Here is a 17,241-nt window from a genome sequence, read left to right on the forward strand (position 1 = left end):
GTAAATAAAACCGCACCCCGTGCGGTTTTTTTGTTACCCTGATCACATAAGCAAGCAATTGCTTTCTCAGATAAAACAACATCACACCGGCGCCGCGGGTGTATCCTAATATAAAATACCTACTGGAAACGCAACGTTGCCGTATCACGGCGACCGGCGCTGACGGGCTACGCTGTTTGAGAAGGAGTGCCACCCTCATGAAGTCGCAACACGATCCTGGCCGATCCACCAAATCTCGCCACACCGAATACTCGCTGATCTTCCCTATCGCCGCGCTGGTGGTGTTAAATCTATGGGGCAGCACCGATAACTTTCCGCTGATCGTCGGCATCAATATTCTCGCGCTGGTGGGGATCCTCAGCAGCGCCTTCAGCGTGGTGCGCCACGCCGACGTGCTGGCTCACCGATTGGGCGAACCCTACGGCTCGCTGATCCTCAGTTTGTCCGTCGTGATCCTCGAAGTCAGCCTGATTTCCGCGCTGATGGCCACCGGCGACGCCGCGCCAGCGCTGATGCGCGACACGCTGTACTCCATCATCATGATCGTTTCCGCCGGCCTGGTCGGCTTTGCGCTGCTGCTCGGCGGGCGCAAGTTCGCCACCCAGTACGTCAACCTGGGCGGCATCAAACAGTATCTGATGGCGATTTTCCCGCTGGCGGTGATCGTGCTGGTGTTCCCGAGCGCGCTGCCAGGCGGCAACTTCAGCACCGGGCAAGCGCTGCTGGTGGCGTTGATCTCCGCCGCCATGTATGGCGTGTTCCTGGTGATCCAGACCAAAACCCACCAGAGCCTGTTCGTGTACGAGCATGAAGACGACGATGGCGACCCGCACCACGGCAAACCCTCTTCCCACAGCAGCGCCTGGCACGCCGCCTGGCTCATCGTGCACCTGATCGCGGTTATCGCCGTCACCAAGTTCAACGCCAATCCGCTGGAAGGCCTGCTAACCAAGATGAATGCACCGGCGCAGTTCACCGGTTTCCTGGTGGCGCTGTTGATCCTGTCGCCGGAAGGCCTGGGCGCGCTACGCGCCGTGTTGAACAATCAGGTGCAACGCGCCATGAACCTGTTCTTCGGTTCGGTGCTGGCGACCATCTCCCTGACGGTGCCGGCGGTGACCATCATCGCTACTCTGACCGGGCAGACGCTGATCTTCGGCCTGCAAACGCCGCATATCGTGGTGATGTTGACGGTGTTGCTGCTGTGCCAGCTGTCGTTCTCAACCGGCCGCACCAACGTGCTGAACGGCACCGCCCACCTGGCGCTGTTCGCCGCCTACATGATGACTATCTTCGCCTGATCAAAAAGGGGCGCACTCTGTGCGCCCCTGCCTTCGTTATACCGAGAAGAATATCGCCGCGGCGATCCCCCCGAACAAAATCCACTTGATGATGTAATAACCGGTGCGGTTCCAGGCCTTCAGGCGTTTTCCCACCCGGCGTATCGCATAGATATATTTGAACATCTTGTTGACGCCGCCGGTGCGATCGCCCTCTTCATTCGGCGCCGTGGCGGCGCTCATCAGGTTGCGCCCCAGCCAGTGATTCACCGCCTGCGCCCAGCGGTAGCGCATCGGCCGTTCGATGTCGCAGAACAGGATCAGACGATTCTGCCCGCTCTGGTTTTCCGCGTAGTGCAGATAGGTTTCATCGAACATCACCCCTTCACCGTCGCGCCAGCTGTAGCGCTCACCGTCCACCTCAATGAAGCAGCGGTCATCGTTGGGGGTAATCAACCCCAGGTGATAACGCAGCGAACCGGCGTAAGGATCGCGGTGGCGCGGCAAACGGCTGCCGTCCGGCAGTTCGGCGAACATCGCCGCTTTGACCGAAGGCAGGCTGCGCAGCAGTTCCGTGGTCTGCGGGCACAGGGTCATGGCGGAAGGATGGCTGTCTTCATACCATTTCAGGTAAAAGCGCTTCCAACCGGTCTTGAAGAACGAGTTGAAACCGGCATCGTTGAATTGATCGGACGCTTTGATCTGCTGGATCTCCATCAGCTTCTGTCCTTCGTCGCGGATGGTTTCCCAGTTCTCCCGCAGTACCGCCAGCTCAGGGAACTGCTCCGGCTTCAGGTACGGCGTAGTCGGCACACGAGAAAACAGATACATGAAGACGTTCAGCGGTGCGGTAAAGGTGGAATGGTCAGACAGCTGCCGCCAAACGTTGTAGCGCACCCGTCCGCGGTAATGCACATAGACGACGCATAAAATAAGCAAAATCAGAATGATGTATTTCATGTTTGAATCGCAGCAAGGAACCCACACTCAATGCGCCGCGCGGCGCACACCCCAGAAAATGTCCTTTTGGCGGCGCACGCAAACTGCGCGCCAATCTGGAACCCATTAATCATTAACGCTAACTCAACGAAAATCTATACAGAAAACCACAATAATTTACACAAAGGTTAAACGAGAGGGGAAACGAGAGCGGAAATGGGGGGTGATAAAAAAGGCCGCCGAAGCAGCCTTTCCATTAGCGGATAGGTTAACTGTAAGCGTTGAGCGTGCGCTGGCACAAAGCGGAGCGTACGCAGTCCTGTTTTTCAAAGCGGATAACGCCGATCATCTCGTCCTCTTCGAAGCGCTCCAGGGCATCGCTGAGACCGGATTTCACGCCGCGCGGCAAGTCGCACTGGGTCACGTCGCCGTTAACGATAACCGTCACGTTTTCCCCCAGGCGGGTCAGGAACATTTTCATCTGGCTGGCGGTCACGTTCTGGGCTTCATCCAGGATAACGACCGCATTTTCGAAGGTGCGTCCGCGCATATAAGCGAACGGCGCAATCTCCACCTTGCCGATTTCCGGGCGCAGGCAGTACTGCATAAAGGAAGATCCTAAACGACGTACCAGAATGTCATACACCGGGCGGAAATAAGGGGCGAACTTCTCGGAGATATCCCCCGGCAAGAAACCGAGGTCTTCATCCGCCTGCAAAACAGGACGGGTAACGATAATCCGATCCACCTCTTTATGGATCAGCGCCTCCGCCGCCTTGGCGGCGCTGATAAATGTTTTGCCACAGCCGGCTTCGCCGGTGGCGAAGATCAGCTGCTTATTCTCTATGGCTGATAAGTAATGACCCTGAGCTTCGGTTCTAGCCTCGATGGGTGAGCTATCGCGCTTGTCTCGCGCCATGCCGATAGACTCGACTCCCCCCATTTGCACCAGCGAGGTCACAGACTCTTCTTCCAGCTGGCGATGACTACGAGCGTCACGACGAATAACGCGTTTCGCTTCACGACGTGCTTTGATCACTGCTTTCTGTCTACCCATAGTGGCACCTTACAGTTTGTTTCACCTACCGCAACGGCCAGGCCGCGCGATTATGTTTCACACACGTATTAGGTTTTGGCCTCCTCCGAGCCAATAAGAGCCAAGGGACAATGTGAATTGACGGCAACGCTTAAGCGCCGTTGCTTCACGGGACAACGCGGACTGCATCAATAAACGTGGAGTAAAAAGCGATGAGATTCGGTAGCGATAAGAGTGCGGAGTTGCCGGTAAAAGAGAGTCGGAGAGAGAACCCTCGTTACAACGAGAAATCAGGGGAGATGTGTTATTTTTTCTTTCCAGCCCAACCAAGGACTTTACCATTAGCGATCCCCGCAGTGATATTTACAGCTTCAAGCTGTGCACCGTGTGAAAACTACCGCCAGATGATTACAGTATAATGACATTCAATCCTGTCGCGTTACTAAAATGTAAAAAAATTTTATATGTTTTGTTTTTAGTTATCGCTAAAACACTATATCACGCGCGACACGTCATTCCATAAAAATTTTTAACATATAAATTTCAACGAATTAAAATTAAAAACCGCGAATGACACTTTGGTTTCCTGATTAAATTTTGCACAACAAAAAGTCGGCGTGCCCTTCAGATTTTTTAATCCGCAGGCGACGGATTGAATTGAACTCCGTCGCTTAATGTCCCGCACAATAGGCAAGTCAACGTAAAACGAGGCAGGCGAGCCCGCCTCGTCATTGCGGGTTCAGGCCTTGAGCAGGCCGCTGGCCAAATAATCGCCGCGTTCTTTCACGCCTGGCAGCACGAAGAAATACCCGCCGCCAATCGGCTTGATGTATTCCTCCAGCGCTTCGCCGTTCAGCCTTTTTTGCACCGTCAGGAAACCTTTCTCCAGATCGGCCTGATAGCAGACGAACAGCAGCCCCATTTCCAGCTGGCCGGCATTGGATACCCCCAGTGAATAGCTGTAGCCGCGTCGCAGCATCAGATTGCTTTGGCTTTCCGGCGTGCGTGGGTTAGCCAAGCGAATGTGCGCGTCCATCGGGATCACCTTGCCGTCGGGATCGTTCGCGTAATTCGGCTCGTCATGTTCATGCTTCATGCCCAGCGGCGCGCCGCTGTGCTTCTCGCGGCCGAAAATGGTTTCCTGCTCCTGCAGCGGCGTGCGATCCCAAAACTCGACGCGGAAACGAATAATACGCGCCGCCTGATAGCTGCCGCCCGCCGTCCACGCCGGTTCACCGACGCTGTCGCCGACCCACACCACTTTATCCATCAGCGGCTTGTCGTCGGTTTTCGGGTTAGCGGTGCCGTCTTTGAACCCCAACAGGTTGATCGGCGTCTCTTTGCCTTTGCTGCGCGCCGCGTGCGCGGAGATGAACCCTTCCCGCTTCCAGCGCACGCTGAGCAGATCCGGCGAATGCTTAATGATGTCGCGCAGCGCGTGGAGAGCGGTTTCGTTGGTGTTGGCGCAGATCTGCAGCAGCAGGTCGCCGTGGCAAAGCGCGGCGTCCAACGCATCGTTGGGGAAGCGCGTCATCTTCTGCAACCGCAGCGGTTTGTGCGCCTGCAGACCAAAACGTTCATCAAACAGCGATGCGCCGACCGAGACGGTGATGGTCAGGTTGTCCGGGTAAATCTCCGGCCCCATGATGCCGGAATCGAGCGGCGGCAGCTTGGCGTCCACCTCCGGCGCCTTGCCGCCGTGGGTCAGGAAGGCGATGCGATCGGTCAGCAGCCGGAACAGGCGCTCCAGATCCGCTTTGCTGGTCGCCAGCACATCGAACGCCACCAGCATCATCGCCGCCTGTTGCGGCGTCAGCACGCCGGCCTGATGGCGGCCATAAAACGGCTGTTTCTGCCAGCGCTCATCCTGCGGCGTCGCCAACGGCTCCGCCGCGTTACCCGCCGCCTGCGCCAGGCGGCTGCCGCCCAACGCCAGCGCGCCCAGCCCCAGCCCTTGCAGCAAACGGCGCCGCGAAGGCGACGCCGCTCCCTGAGAGTGCGGATGCGGCCCGTTATTCGGGCCTGCCTTGTTGCTCATAACCGTATGCCTCAGTCCAGACCCAATACGCCGCGCAGTTGGGAAAGATCTTCCGCCAACGTGGTGATCGGCCCTTTCAACGCATTGCGATCGGCATCGGTCAGCTTCTCATAGGACTCATAGCCGTCTTTGGTTTGGTACTTCGCCAAGATGGTGTCCACGGTTTTGAAGTTGGCGTCGATCTTGTCCAGCAGCGGCTTATTGGCCTTGACCAGCAAAGGACGCAGCAGGTTGACTATCTTCTGCGCGCCGTCGACGTTGGCCTGGAAATCCCACAAATCGGTGCGGCTGTAGCGGTCTTCTTCACCGCTGATCTTGCTGGCCGCCACCTCTTCGATCAGCCCGGCCGCGCCGCCCACCACTTTGCTCGGCGGGAAGGTCAGTTCACTCACGCGCTTTTGCAGTTCTACGGTGTCGTGATACAGACGATCGGCATATTTACCCATGTCTTTGGTTGAGTTGTCGGCAAACAACGCCTTCTCCAGACGGTGGAAACCGGTGAAGTTCGGATCCGCAGATTTCTTCTCGTAGTCGTCTTCGCGGGCGTCGATGCTGCCGTCCAGATCGGAGAACAGCTCGGCGATCGGCTCGATGCGCTCATAGTGCTGGCGGGTCGGCGCATACAGCTTGCGCGCTTGCTCCACGTTGCCGGCCTTCACCGCGTCGGTGAACAGCTTGGTTTGTTTCACCAGCCCATCGACTTCTTTGATGACGTAGACTTTGTATTCGGCGATCGGGCCAACCAGATCCAGCGCGTTCGGTTTGCCGTCGGTCGCGCCGTTGGCCGCTGCGGTGACAGTCAGTTTGCCTTTCGGGTTGCTCAGCAGCCCGCAGGTCATGTCGTATTCGCCCGCTTCCAGCGTGGCGGTCATTTTCTGGGTGAAGCCCGGCGCGATGTTTTCGCGCTCTTCCACCACCATCACCCCTTTCAGGATTTCCCATTCGACGTTTTTCTGGCTGGTGTTATGCACCACAAACTGCGTTTTGCCGGCCGGCACCGTCAGCTGCATCGGGTCGCACTGCTTGTCGTTGACCGTGACTTTGACCTGCGGCACGTCCGCCGCCAACGCGTTGATGCTCAGCGCAAACGCCGGGATAGCCAGTAATGCTGCGTGCAACGCCTTGCGGCGAAATAACGGAGTAGACATACGAGATTCCCTATTAAACATTAATGATTGATTTTACGTTGCGCCGGGGCCGCTGCCGGCTCCGCGCGCTGCGGCAGAAAGAAGAAAATCAGCGCCGGGATCAGATACAGGAAGTAGACCGCCACTTCGCTGACCGTCGGCGCTTCCTGATAACCGAGAATGCCTTCCAGCAGGGTGCCAAACAGCGAATGGGTCGACAGGGTGCTGCTGAAATCGAAGGCGATGTCCTGAAAGTGGTTCCACAGACCGGCTTCGTGGAAGGCGCGGATCGCCCCGGCGGCCAGCCCGGCGGCGACGAACAGAATGAACAGGCTGGTCCATTTGAAGAATTTGGCCAGATGCAGCTTCACCCCGCCCCAGTAAATCATCATGCCCAGCACAATGGCGGCGACCAGGCCGAGCACCGCACCGATCGGCGCTGCGGCGCCCACGTCTTGCTGAAACGCCGCCAGCAGGAAGAATACCGACTCCAACCCTTCGCGCGCCACGGCGAAGAACACCATCGCCACCAGCGCCCACCCCTGCCCTTTACCGGCGCTGAGCGCCTGATCGATCGCCCCTTCCAGATGTACCTTGACCGACCTGGAGACTTTGCGCATCCAGAACACCATATAGGTGAGGATCAGCACCGCCACCACCGCCACGATGCCTTCGAACAGCTCCTGCTGTTTCTGCGGGAACTCGCCGGTGGTCTCATTGATGAAGATGCCGAGCGCCAGACACAGCGCCGCCGCGACAATCACGCCGATCCACACCGCGCCCAGCCATTGGCTGCGCTGCGTGCGCTTCAGGTAGCTGGCGATCAGGCTGACGATCAGCGCGGCCTCCAGCCCCTCACGGAACATGATAAGAAAGGGAACGAACATAACTAATCACCCCTGAAAAGACCGCGGCGGCAGAGAAAACCGGCTCGCAATGAGCCGCGGCGAGTATGTAAAGAAACGTAAAATACAACGAGAGTGATTATCATTCTGCCAAAAAGAAATACAAGAGGCGCAAGCGTGATTTTTTCTAATCAAATGTCGCCAGGTGTTACAGCTGAATGACAGTGGCGAACAGGCAAAAAGAAGGGGCGCTCTGAGCGCCCCTTGCTGACTGACAGTGAACGGCGTTATACCGTTTTGTACTCGGCTTCCGCCTGATCGAAACGTTCGGTCATGGTGGAAGACGGCTGGCGGCCCATCAGGCTCACCACCACAATGGCCAGACAGCCCAGGATGAAGCCCGGGATGATTTCGTACAGGCCCAGCCATTCGTACTGTTTCCAGACGATCACCGTCACCGCGCCGACCAACATGCCGGCCAGCGCGCCGTTGCGGGTCATGCGCGACCACATCACCGAGATCAGCACTACCGGGCCGAAGGCGGCGCCGAAACCGGCCCAGGCGTAGCTCACCAGGCCCAGCACGCGGTTCTCCGGGTTGGCCGCCAGCGCGATGGCGACCAACGCCACCACCAACACCATGACGCGGCCGACCCACACCAGTTCACGCTGGCTGGCGCCTTTGCGCAGGAACGCTTTGTACAGGTCTTCGGTGATTGCGCTGGAACAGACCAGCAGCTGGCAGCTCAGGGTACTCATAACCGCCGCCAAAATCGCCGACAGCAGCACGCCCGCCACCCATGGGTTGAACAGCAGCATCGCCAGTTCGATGAACACGCGCTCGCCGTTTTGCGACACGTTGCCGGCCTGATCCGGGTTGTTGGCAAAGTAAGCGATACCGAAGAAACCGACGGCGATGGTGCCGGCCAGGCACAGGATCATCCAGGTCATGCTGATGCGGCGCGCGCTGCGGATGGTGCGGTGAGAATCCGCCGCCATGAAACGCGCCAGGATGTGCGGCTGGCCGAAGTAGCCCAGACCCCAACCCAGCAGCGACAGGATGGCGACGAAGTTCAGCCCCTTCAGCATGTCGAGGTTGGCCGGGTTCTGCGCCTGGATCACCAGCATCGAGGTATCGATGCCGCCGACGGCGAAGATCACGATCACCGGGGTCAGGATCAGCGCGAAAATCATCAGGCTGGCCTGCACGGTGTCGGTCCAGCTGACCGCCAGGAAACCGCCGATGAAGGTATACAGAATGGTCGCCGCGGCGCCGGCCCACAGGGCGGTTTCGTAGCTCATGCCGAAGGTGCTTTCGAACAGACGCGCGCCGGCCACGATGCCGGAGGCGCAGTAAATGGTGAAGAACACCAGGATGACGATGGCCGAGATCACCCGCAGCAGCTTGCTGTTGTCTTCAAAACGGCTGGTGAAATAATCCGGCAACGTCAGGGCATTGTTGTTGGCTTCGGTATGCACGCGCAGCCTTCCTGCCACCAGCTTCCAGTTCAGGTAAGCGCCGATGGTCAGGCCGATGGCGATCCAGCTTTCGGAGATGCCGGAGAGGAAGATGGCGCCCGGCAGGCCCATCAGCAGCCAGCCGCTCATGTCGGAAGCGCCGGCGGACAGCGCGGTCACCACGCTGCCCAGACTGCGGCCGCCGAGAATATAGTCATCAAAGTTATTGGTTGCCCGGTAGGCAAGCAGGCCGATCAGCACCATCCCGAAAATGTATACCAGGAAGGTCACCAGCATAGGTGTGCTCATTGTCATTTAATTCTCCACTTTCATTATTATTCGCGTTTCGCTCCGGCCAAGCCGGCGCCGGTAAACCCACGCGCAATGCATTTCACTGGCCGCCGCGCCGGAACGTGGCGCAGCCTGCGAGCAAGTGCAGGTAAAATAGTTTCTGCCCGTAATTGTTGACCGTCGGTTATCCTAGATGAGCCTTTCATCAACCAACAAGATATTTAACAACAAAGTTACACAAAGTTTACCCTGCGTCACATTTACCGGGCTCAAAGGTTGCACTCACGACAAGCAAAATGAGTTGCACCCTGCTATTACCCTTATATACCGCAAGGTAAAGCGCCTGCGGCATCATTAACCCCGCCGCGTTCGCTCAATAACGCAACATTCGTGCCAACTGCCCGTGTTAAAAAATCGATGAAACTCACACTTCGCTCATCCGCCTGATTTAACAAGGTTGCACAAAGTTGCAACATGCAGGATATTGTCTGCATTCTTGACACCACACATCTCACGAACCTATCCCAACAGGCTTTCCGGCCTGCTGTTTGTCTAGCCTGATGGGATAGGTTCTAAACACAGGAGTTGGACAGGCATGGGCACTACCACAATGGGCGTGAAACTCGACGAGGCAACACGCGACCGGATCAAGAGCGCCGCGCAGCGCATCGATCGCACGCCGCACTGGCTCATCAAGCAGGCCATCTTTAATTACCTCGAGCGTCTCGAGAGCGGTACCGATATTCCTGAAATTCCAGCGCTGGCCGCAGCGGGCCAGCCTGAAGCGGACGACATTATGCCGCAAGCGCAGGAAGAGTCACACCAGCCATTCCTCGATTTCGCCGAACAAATTCTGCCGCAGTCGGTGACCCGCGCCGCCATCACCGCCGCGTATCGCCGCCCGGAGACCGAAGCGGTGCCGATGTTGCTCGAACAGGCGCGATTACCCGCCGATCTTGCACAGGCTACTCACAAAATGGCCTACGGCATCGCCGAGAAGTTGCGTAACCAAAAAAGTGCAAACGGCCGCGCCGGCATGGTGCAAGGCCTGCTGCAAGAGTTCTCCCTCTCCTCGCAGGAAGGCGTGGCGCTGATGTGCCTGGCGGAAGCGCTGCTGCGCATTCCGGACAAACCGACCCGCGATGCCCTGATCCGCGACAAGATCAGCAACGGCAACTGGCACTCGCACCTGGGGCGCAGCCCGTCGCTGTTCGTCAACGCCGCCACCTGGGGCCTGCTGTTCACCGGCAAGCTGGTGTCGACCCATAACGAAGCCAATCTGTCCCGCTCGCTGAACCGCATTATCAGCAAGAGCGGCGAGCCGCTGATCCGCAAAGGCGTGGACATGGCGATGCGCCTGATGGGCGAACAGTTCGTGACCGGCGAAACCATCGCCGAAGCACTGGCCAACGCGCGCAAGCTGGAAGAAAAAGGCTTCCGCTACTCCTACGACATGCTGGGGGAAGCCGCCCTGACCGAAGCTGACGCCCAGGCCTACCTGGTTTCCTATCAGCAGGCTATCCACGCCATCGGCAAAGCCTCCAACGGCCGCGGCATCTATGAAGGCCCCGGCATCTCCATCAAGCTGTCCGCCCTGCACCCGCGCTACAGCCGCGCGCAGTACGAACGCGTGATGGAAGAGCTTTACCCGCGCCTGCTGTCGCTGACCCTGCAGGCACGCCAGTACGATATCGGCATCAATATCGACGCCGAAGAGGCCGACCGTCTGGAGATCTCGCTCGATCTGCTCGAGAAGCTGTGCTTCGAACCGCAGTTGGCCGGCTGGAACGGCATCGGCTTCGTGATTCAGGCCTACCAGAAACGCTGCCCATTCGCCATCGACGCAGTGATCGACATGGCGCAACGCAGCCGCCGTCGCCTGATGATCCGTCTGGTGAAAGGCGCCTACTGGGACAGCGAAATCAAACGCGCCCAGATGGACGGCCTGGAAGGCTACCCGGTTTACACCCGCAAGGTGTACACCGACGTTTCCTATCTGGCCTGCGCCCGCAAGCTGCTGTCGGTGCCGAACCTGATCTATCCGCAGTTCGCGACCCACAACGCCCATACGCTGAGCGCCATTTATCACCTGGCCGGCAACAACTACTACCCTGGCCAGTATGAGTTCCAGTGCCTGCACGGCATGGGTGAACCGCTCTACGAACAGGTGGTGGGCAAAGTGGCCGACGGCAAACTGAACCGCCCTTGCCGCATCTACGCGCCGGTCGGCACCCATGAAACGCTGCTGGCTTACCTGGTGCGCCGCCTGCTGGAAAACGGCGCCAATACCTCGTTCGTCAACCGCATCGCCGACGCCACCCTGCCACTCGACGAGCTGGTGGCCGATCCGGTCAGCGCCGTGGAAGCGCTGGCGGCCAGCGAAGGTCAAATTGGCCTGCCGCATCCGCGCATCCCGCTGCCGCGTGAGCTGTATGGTGAGAAACGTACCAACTCCAGCGGTCTGGATCTGTCCAACGAACAGCGTCTGGCTTCGCTGTCCAGCGCCCTGCTCACCAGCGCCAGCCATCCATGGCGCGCGGAACCGATCATCGACGCCGAGTTGGATCAGGGCGTCGAACAGCCGGTGATCAACCCGGCCGAACCGGGCGATGTGGTCGGCTACGTGCGTGAAGCCACCGAAGGCGAAGTCAGCCGCGCGCTCGACGCCGCCGCGGCCGCCGGCCCAATCTGGTTCGCCACACCGCCGACGGAGCGCGCCGCGATCCTCGAACGCGCCGCCGAGCTGATGGAAAGCCAGCTGCAAAGCCTGCTGGGCATTCTGGTGCGCGAAGCGGGTAAAACCTTCAACAACGCCATCGCCGAAGTGCGTGAAGCGGTCGATTTCCTGCACTACTACGCCGGCCAGGTACGCGACGATTTCGCCAACGACAGCCATCGCCCGCTGGGCCCGGTGGTCTGTATCAGCCCGTGGAACTTCCCGCTGGCGATCTTCACCGGCCAAATCGCCGCCGCGCTGGCGGCGGGCAACAGCGTGCTGGCCAAACCGGCTGAGCAAACGCCGCTGGTGGCCGCGCAGGCGGTGCGTATCCTGCTGGAAGCCGGCATTCCGCAAGGCGTGCTGCAGCTGCTGCCGGGCCAGGGTGAAACCGTCGGCTCAACGCTGGTTAACGACGCCCGCGTCCGCGGCGTGATGTTTACCGGCTCCACCGACGTCGCCGGCATTCTGCAGCGCAGCATCGCCGGCCGTCTGGATCCACAAGGCCGTCCGACGCCGCTGATCGCCGAAACCGGCGGCCTGAACGCCATGATCGTCGACTCCTCCGCCCTGACCGAACAGGTGGTGACCGATGTGGTGGCTTCCGCCTTCGACAGCGCCGGGCAGCGTTGCTCCGCGCTGCGTATCCTGTGCATTCAGGAAGACGTGGCCGAGCACACGCTGCAAATGCTGCGCGGCGCGATGGCCGAATGCCGCATGGGCAACCCGGAACGCCTGTCTACCGACGTGGGCCCGGTGATCGACGCCGAAGCCAAAACCGGCATCGAACGCCACATCCAGGCGATGCGCGCCAAAGGCCGCAAGGTATACCAGGCCGCCAAAGGCAGCGCGCAGGATGAGAAAGAGTGGGCGCGCGGCACCTTCATCAAGCCGACGCTGATCGAGCTCGACAGCTTCGACGAGCTGCAGAAAGAGATCTTCGGCCCGGTGCTGCACGTGGTGCGCTTCCAGCGCAACAATCTGGACGCGCTGGTCGATCAGATCAACGCCGCCGGTTATGGCCTGACGCTGGGCATTCACACCCGTATCGATGAAACCATCGCCCGGGTGACCGAACGCGCCAAGGTCGGCAACCTGTACGTCAACCGCAACATGGTCGGCGCAGTGGTCGGCGTGCAGCCGTTCGGCGGCGAAGGCCTGTCGGGCACCGGCCCGAAAGCCGGCGGCCCGCTGTACCTGTACCGTCTGCTGGCCAACCGTCCGGACGACGCGCTGCAACGTACGCTGCACCGCCAGGACGAAGAGCGCCCGATGGAAGCCACCGCGCGGCCGCAGCTGCTGGGCGCGCTGCAATCGCTGGAGAAGTGGGCGGTCACCAGCCAACAAGGCGAACTGGCGGCACTGGCGCAACGTTATGCGGAACTGGGCCAGGGCGGCACCGTACGTCCGCTGCCGGGCCCGACCGGCGAGCGCAACACCTATGCCCTGCTGCCGCGTGAACGCGTGCTGTGCCTGGCGGATAACGAAACCGACGCGCTGATCCAGCTGGCCGCCGTGCTGGCGGTTGGCAGCTGCGCGCTGTGGCCGGAAGCGGAACTGCAACGCAATCTGTTCCGCCGCTTGCCGAACGATGTGCAGGCGCGCATCGCCTTCAGCAAAGACTGGCAGCAGGACAAGGTTGAGTTCGACGCCGCCATCTACCACGGCGATGCCGACCAGCTGCGCACCCTGTGCGAGCAGATCGCCCAGCGCGGCGGCGCCATCGTCTCGGTGCAGGGCTTCGCCCACGGTGAAACCAACATCCTGTTGGAACGCCTGCTGATCGAACGTTCCCTGAGCGTCAACACCGCCGCCGCCGGCGGTAACGCCAGCCTGATGACCATCGGTTAACGCATCCTCAAGGCTGCACGCGTTGCAGCCTGATGGGCTTACCGCTAGGCAAACCCTGCACTCGTGCAGGGTTTTTTATTGTCCGCAGGCCGATCGGCCGTTAGCGTCTTGTTATCCTTACAGGGTGGGGCGTCGCTCATGGACGATGGATTACTCTGCTTGAAAGCCGCGTCAGCGCGCTACGAGACGCATTGACTTTCGGGTTCGGCAATATCCGGGATACGGCAGCCGCAGCGGATTTCTCGCCGCCGCCGCGCGAAACGAATGGTTGAAAGCGGAGTGAATGCGGTCGGGGGAAACGCCCCCGCCGCCTTATTGATTCCGGAACTTGTCGAGGAATTGCTGGGTGCGTTGATGCTGCGGATTGGCGAACAGCGCTTTCGCCGGGCCCTGTTCGACGATGCGGCCGTGATCCATAAAGATAACCCGATCGGCCACGTCGCGAGCGAAGCTCATCTCATGGGTGACGATCACCATGGTGCGTTTCTCTTCCGCCAGTGAGCGCATGGTATTGAGCACTTCCCCCACCAGCTCGGGATCGAGCGCCGACGTCGGCTCGTCGAACAAAATCACCTCCGGCTGCATCGCCAGCGCGCGCGCGATAGCCACCCGCTGCTGCTGCCCGCCGGACAGCCGACGCGGATAAGCCGCCTCTTTACCGCTCAGGCCCACTTTGGCCAGCAACGCGCGAGCACGCTGTTCGGCGCTGGCTTTCGCCTCGCCTTTAACGATAACCGGCCCTTCAATGATGTTTTCCAGCACCGAACGGTGCGGAAACAGGTTGAAGTTCTGGAACACGAAACCGACCTGCTGACGCAGCGCGCGCACCTGATTTTTCTGTTTGCTCAGCGGCTTGCTGCCGTCGATCCGGATATCGCCGACGCGGATGGTGCCGGAATCCGGCTCTTCCAGCAGGTTGATGCAGCGCAACAAGGTGGTTTTCCCGGAACCGCTCGGCCCGATGATCGCCACCACTTCGCCGGCGTCCACCGCCAGATCGATCCCATGCAGCACCGTCTGACCTTTGAACTGCTTGGTCAATTGCTTAACTTCAATGGCACTCATGCGCTACTCCTGATCCTGGCGATTAACGTGGGCTTCCAGACGGTTTTGCAGTGCGGAAAGCAGGGTTGCCATCACCCAGTAAATCAGCGATGCCGCCAGGTACATGGTGAACACTTCCAGCGTGCGCGAGGTGATGAGCTGCGCCTGGCGGAACAGTTCCGGCACCTGAATGGTGGCGGCCAGCGAAGTGTCTTTCACCAGGCCGATAAAACTGTTGCCCAACGGCGGCAAGGCGGTGCGCGCCGCCTGCGGCAAGATCACCCGGCGCAGGGTTTGCCAACGGGTCATGCCGATGCTGGCGGCGGCTTCCCACTGCCCTTTATCGATCGACGAAATCGCCGCGCGCAGCGTTTCTGAGGTGTAAGCGGCGGTATTGAGCGACAGGCCAATCAGCGCCGCCGGGAAGGGATCGAATTCAACGCCGAACTGCGGCAGACCGTAATAGATCATAAACAGCTGGGCGATCAGCGGCGTGCCGCGGAACAGTGATACGTAAATGCGCGACAGCCACGACAGCGGCCAAAGCGGCGAAAGGCGCATCAGCGCCAGCAGAAAACCGAGCAACAGGCCGAACGCCATGCCGCCCAGGCTAAGCTGGAGCGTCAGTATTGCGCCTTTCAATAAAAATGGCGCTGAATCCAGCGCCAGTTGAATACTTTCGTGCATTATTTAGTTACGTCCGCGCCAAACCATTTCTCGGAGATCTTCGCCAGCGTGCCGTCTTTTTGCATCTCGGCGATCGCCTGGTCAATCGCGGCCAGCAGCTCTGGGTTATTCTTGCGCAGCGCCACGCCGGACTCCTGGCGGGAGAATGCCGGGCCGGCCACCGCCAGCGTATCGCCGGTTTTCTTCACCAGATCCAGCGCCGCCAGACGGTCCACCAGAATGGCGTTGATACGGCCGACGCGCAGATCCTGATACTTGGTCGGATCATCGTCGTAAGTGCGCACGTCTACACCCTGCACGTTCGCACGCAGCCATTGCTCATAGTTGGTGCCCAGGCCAACGCCGACCTTCTTGCCCTTCAGGTCTTCCGGCTTGGTGATCGTGCCTTCGTTGCCCTTTTTCACCAGCGCCTGAATGCCGGAAACGGTGTAAGGGGTGGAGAAGTCATATTTCTTCTTGCGCTCATCGGAGATTGTCACCTGGTTGATCACCACGTCGATGCGTTTTGACTCCAGCGACGCCAGCATGCCGTCCCACTTGGTCGGGTTCAGCTTGGCTTTCACGCCCAGATGTTGCGCCAGCGCGTTGGCGAAATCCACTTCGAAACCGGTCAATTTGCCGTCTTCACCCTGGAAGCTGAACGGCGGATAGGTGCCTTCCAGCCCAACGATCAGCGTGCCGCGCTGTTTCACCTGCTGCAGCAGGTTATCGGCGGCGTAGGTTTGCGTCGTCACACCGGCGGCCAACGCAATACCCACCACGCCCAACAACCATTGACGACGAACTTTCGCAAACATCATAAACACCCCTGTGTGTTATTTATCTTTTTTGATATCAGCACTTTAACAGTGCGACCGCCCGCATAAAGGAATATAACTTTATAAATATAGTTCAAAATGGAATAACAAGCGGCATTTACACCTGCGGATGGTAGGCGAACAGCGCCGGCGCACCGCCGGTGTGAACGAACAGGATGGGCCCTTCGTCGCGGAAACGCCGCTGGGCGATGCCGTCGATCAAACCGGCCATCGCTTTGCCGGTATATACCGGATCCAGCAATACCCCCTCTTGCTGCGCCAGCAGCTGCACCGCCGCCATGCCTTCTTCATTCGGCATGCCGTACTGCGGCGCGAAGTAATCGTCCCACAGCGCGATCGGCGCCAGTTCGTCGATATTCAGCGAACAGGCCAGGGCTTTCTGGATTTGTTCCACCTTCGGCAATTGATCGATCACGGTGCGCGAGACCGTCACGCCGATCAACTCGGTTTCAGGCAGCAGCTGTTGCAGCCCCACCGCCAGCCCGGCGTGGGTGCCTGCGCTGCCGGACGCCACCACCACCGAACTGAACGCCACGTTGCTGCGTTGGCTCTGTTCGGCGATTTCCAATGCGCACTGCACGTATCCCAGCGCGCCCAGCGCATTGGAGCCGCCCACCGGCACCACGTAAGGCCGGAAGCCCTGCGCCTCGAGGCGCGTCGCCAGCTCCGCCAGCTGCTGCTGCGGATCGTGCAGCGCTTCGCACATCACCACTTCGGCGTTGAACAAGCCGAGCAACAGGCGGTTGCCGTTGGTCAGGTAGTTTTCCGCGCGGGTATCGATAGGGTTTTCCAGCAGCGCGACACAGTGCAGGCCCAGTTTCGCCGCCACCGCCGCCGTCTGGCGCACGTGATTGGATTGAATGGCGCCGGCGGTAACCAGCGTATCTGCGCCTTGCCTCAGCGCATCGGCAGCCAGAAACTCAAGCTTTCTCAGCTTGTTGCCGCCCAGGGCCATAGGGGTGACATCGTCACGTTTAAGGTAGATTTCACGGCCGAGATAATCGGAGAGACGGGACAGTTTTTCCAGCGGCGTGGCGACGCCAACCAGATCCAGACGCGGAAATTGCGCCAGTTGTTGTTGCAGGTTCACTACTTCCCCCCAGGGAATCGAG

Annotated in this window: 12 protein-coding genes and 1 pseudogene; 3 read left to right on the plus strand and 10 right to left on the minus strand. The window is 59.7% G+C overall.

Annotated features, from left to right (window positions below):
• Positions 1-197: 197 nt before the first annotated feature.
• Positions 198-1,301: a sodium-potassium/proton antiporter ChaA gene (gene chaA, locus ACP3TA_RS20435; RefSeq protein WP_025303229.1), complete on the plus strand. Its 1,104-nt coding sequence runs from the start codon at positions 198-200 to the stop codon at positions 1,299-1,301.
• 36 nt (positions 1,302-1,337) lie between these two features.
• On the opposite strand, the gene lpxO is transcribed toward chaA, so the two are convergent.
• The 6 genes from lpxO to putP all read right to left on the minus strand — a co-directional run bounded on the left by lpxO (position 1,338) and on the right by putP (position 9,037).
• On the minus strand, positions 1,338-2,240 hold the full coding sequence (gene lpxO, locus ACP3TA_RS20440; RefSeq protein WP_025303230.1) for a lipid A hydroxylase LpxO: 903 nt from the start codon (positions 2,238-2,240) through the stop codon (positions 1,338-1,340).
• Positions 2,241-2,487: 247 nt separating this feature from the next.
• A complete protein-coding gene (gene phoH, locus ACP3TA_RS20445; RefSeq protein WP_015378226.1) occupies positions 2,488-3,276 on the minus strand; it encodes a phosphate starvation-inducible protein PhoH in 789 nt (262 codons plus the stop codon).
• A gap of 718 nt (positions 3,277-3,994) precedes the next feature.
• Positions 3,995-5,293, minus strand: a complete 1,299-nt coding sequence (gene efeB, locus ACP3TA_RS20450; RefSeq protein ID WP_042784800.1) for an iron uptake transporter deferrochelatase/peroxidase subunit — start codon at positions 5,291-5,293, stop codon at positions 3,995-3,997.
• Positions 5,294-5,304: 11 nt separating this feature from the next.
• Entirely contained in the window at positions 5,305-6,441 is a 1,137-nt protein-coding gene (efeO, locus tag ACP3TA_RS20455) for an iron uptake system protein EfeO (RefSeq protein WP_046687291.1), read from the minus strand.
• Positions 6,442-6,461: 20 nt separating this feature from the next.
• A complete protein-coding gene (efeU, locus tag ACP3TA_RS20460; RefSeq protein WP_033643493.1) occupies positions 6,462-7,307 on the minus strand; it encodes an iron uptake transporter permease EfeU in 846 nt (281 codons plus the stop codon).
• Between the two features lie 245 nt (positions 7,308-7,552).
• Entirely contained in the window at positions 7,553-9,037 is a 1,485-nt protein-coding gene (gene putP, locus ACP3TA_RS20465; protein WP_033643494.1) for a sodium/proline symporter PutP, read from the minus strand.
• 571 nt (positions 9,038-9,608) lie between these two features.
• On the opposite strand from putP, the gene putA reads away from it, so the two are divergent.
• Both putA and ACP3TA_RS20475 read left to right on the plus strand, forming a co-directional pair.
• Positions 9,609-13,580 (plus strand): trifunctional transcriptional regulator/proline dehydrogenase/L-glutamate gamma-semialdehyde dehydrogenase, encoded by a 3,972-nt coding sequence (gene putA / locus ACP3TA_RS20470; RefSeq protein ID WP_046896608.1) that lies wholly within the window; start codon positions 9,609-9,611, stop codon positions 13,578-13,580.
• A 175-nt stretch (positions 13,581-13,755) separates the two neighbouring features.
• Positions 13,756-13,863 (plus strand): annotated as a pseudogene (locus ACP3TA_RS20475) (type II toxin-antitoxin system HicB family antitoxin); the annotation flags it as partial.
• A gap of 29 nt (positions 13,864-13,892) precedes the next feature.
• Here the strand turns inward: ACP3TA_RS20475 and tcyN are convergent.
• The 4 genes from tcyN to ACP3TA_RS20495 all read right to left on the minus strand — a co-directional run bounded on the left by tcyN (position 13,893) and on the right by ACP3TA_RS20495 (position 17,219).
• Complete coding sequence (tcyN, locus tag ACP3TA_RS20480; protein WP_033643496.1) at positions 13,893-14,645, minus strand: L-cystine ABC transporter ATP-binding protein TcyN; 753 nt, start codon at positions 14,643-14,645, stop codon at positions 13,893-13,895.
• Positions 14,646-14,648: 3 nt separating this feature from the next.
• Positions 14,649-15,311: a cystine ABC transporter permease gene (gene tcyL / locus ACP3TA_RS20485; protein WP_033643498.1), complete on the minus strand. Its 663-nt coding sequence runs from the start codon at positions 15,309-15,311 to the stop codon at positions 14,649-14,651.
• Positions 15,311-16,111 (minus strand): cystine ABC transporter substrate-binding protein, encoded by an 801-nt coding sequence (tcyJ, locus tag ACP3TA_RS20490; protein ID WP_033650878.1) that lies wholly within the window; start codon positions 16,109-16,111, stop codon positions 15,311-15,313. Before tcyJ ends, tcyL begins: the two co-directional genes overlap by 1 nt.
• A 115-nt stretch (positions 16,112-16,226) precedes the next feature.
• Positions 16,227-17,219 carry a D-cysteine desulfhydrase gene (locus ACP3TA_RS20495; RefSeq protein WP_033643500.1) on the minus strand — a complete coding sequence of 331 codons (993 nt, stop codon included), beginning with the start codon at positions 17,217-17,219 and terminating at the stop codon, positions 16,227-16,229.
• Positions 17,220-17,241: the final 22 nt, after the last annotated feature.

The organism is Serratia sp. 2C06 (genome assembly GCF_050037615.1).
Lineage (GTDB): Bacteria > Pseudomonadota > Gammaproteobacteria > Enterobacterales > Enterobacteriaceae > Serratia > Serratia ureilytica.

Bases quoted from the DNA above. Each gene is read 5' to 3' on its own strand.
- chaA (WP_025303229.1), top strand. From the start codon at position 198: ATGAAGTCGCAACACGATCCTGGCCGATCCACCAAATCTCGCCACACC.
- lpxO (WP_025303230.1), bottom strand. From the start codon at position 2,240: ATGAAATACATCATTCTGATTTTGCTTATTTTATGCGTCGTCTATGTG.
- phoH (WP_015378226.1), bottom strand. From the start codon at position 3,276: ATGGGTAGACAGAAAGCAGTGATCAAAGCACGTCGTGAAGCGAAACGC.
- efeB (WP_042784800.1), bottom strand. From the start codon at position 5,293: ATGAGCAACAAGGCAGGCCCGAATAACGGGCCGCATCCGCACTCTCAG.
- efeO (WP_046687291.1), bottom strand. From the start codon at position 6,441: ATGTCTACTCCGTTATTTCGCCGCAAGGCGTTGCACGCAGCATTACTG.
- efeU (WP_033643493.1), bottom strand. From the start codon at position 7,307: ATGTTCGTTCCCTTTCTTATCATGTTCCGTGAGGGGCTGGAGGCCGCG.
- putP (WP_033643494.1), bottom strand. From the start codon at position 9,037: ATGACAATGAGCACACCTATGCTGGTGACCTTCCTGGTATACATTTTC.
- putA (WP_046896608.1), top strand. From the start codon at position 9,609: ATGGGCACTACCACAATGGGCGTGAAACTCGACGAGGCAACACGCGAC.
- tcyN (WP_033643496.1), bottom strand. From the start codon at position 14,645: ATGAGTGCCATTGAAGTTAAGCAATTGACCAAGCAGTTCAAAGGTCAG.
- tcyL (WP_033643498.1), bottom strand. From the start codon at position 15,311: ATGCACGAAAGTATTCAACTGGCGCTGGATTCAGCGCCATTTTTATTG.
- tcyJ (WP_033650878.1), bottom strand. From the start codon at position 16,111: ATGATGTTTGCGAAAGTTCGTCGTCAATGGTTGTTGGGCGTGGTGGGT.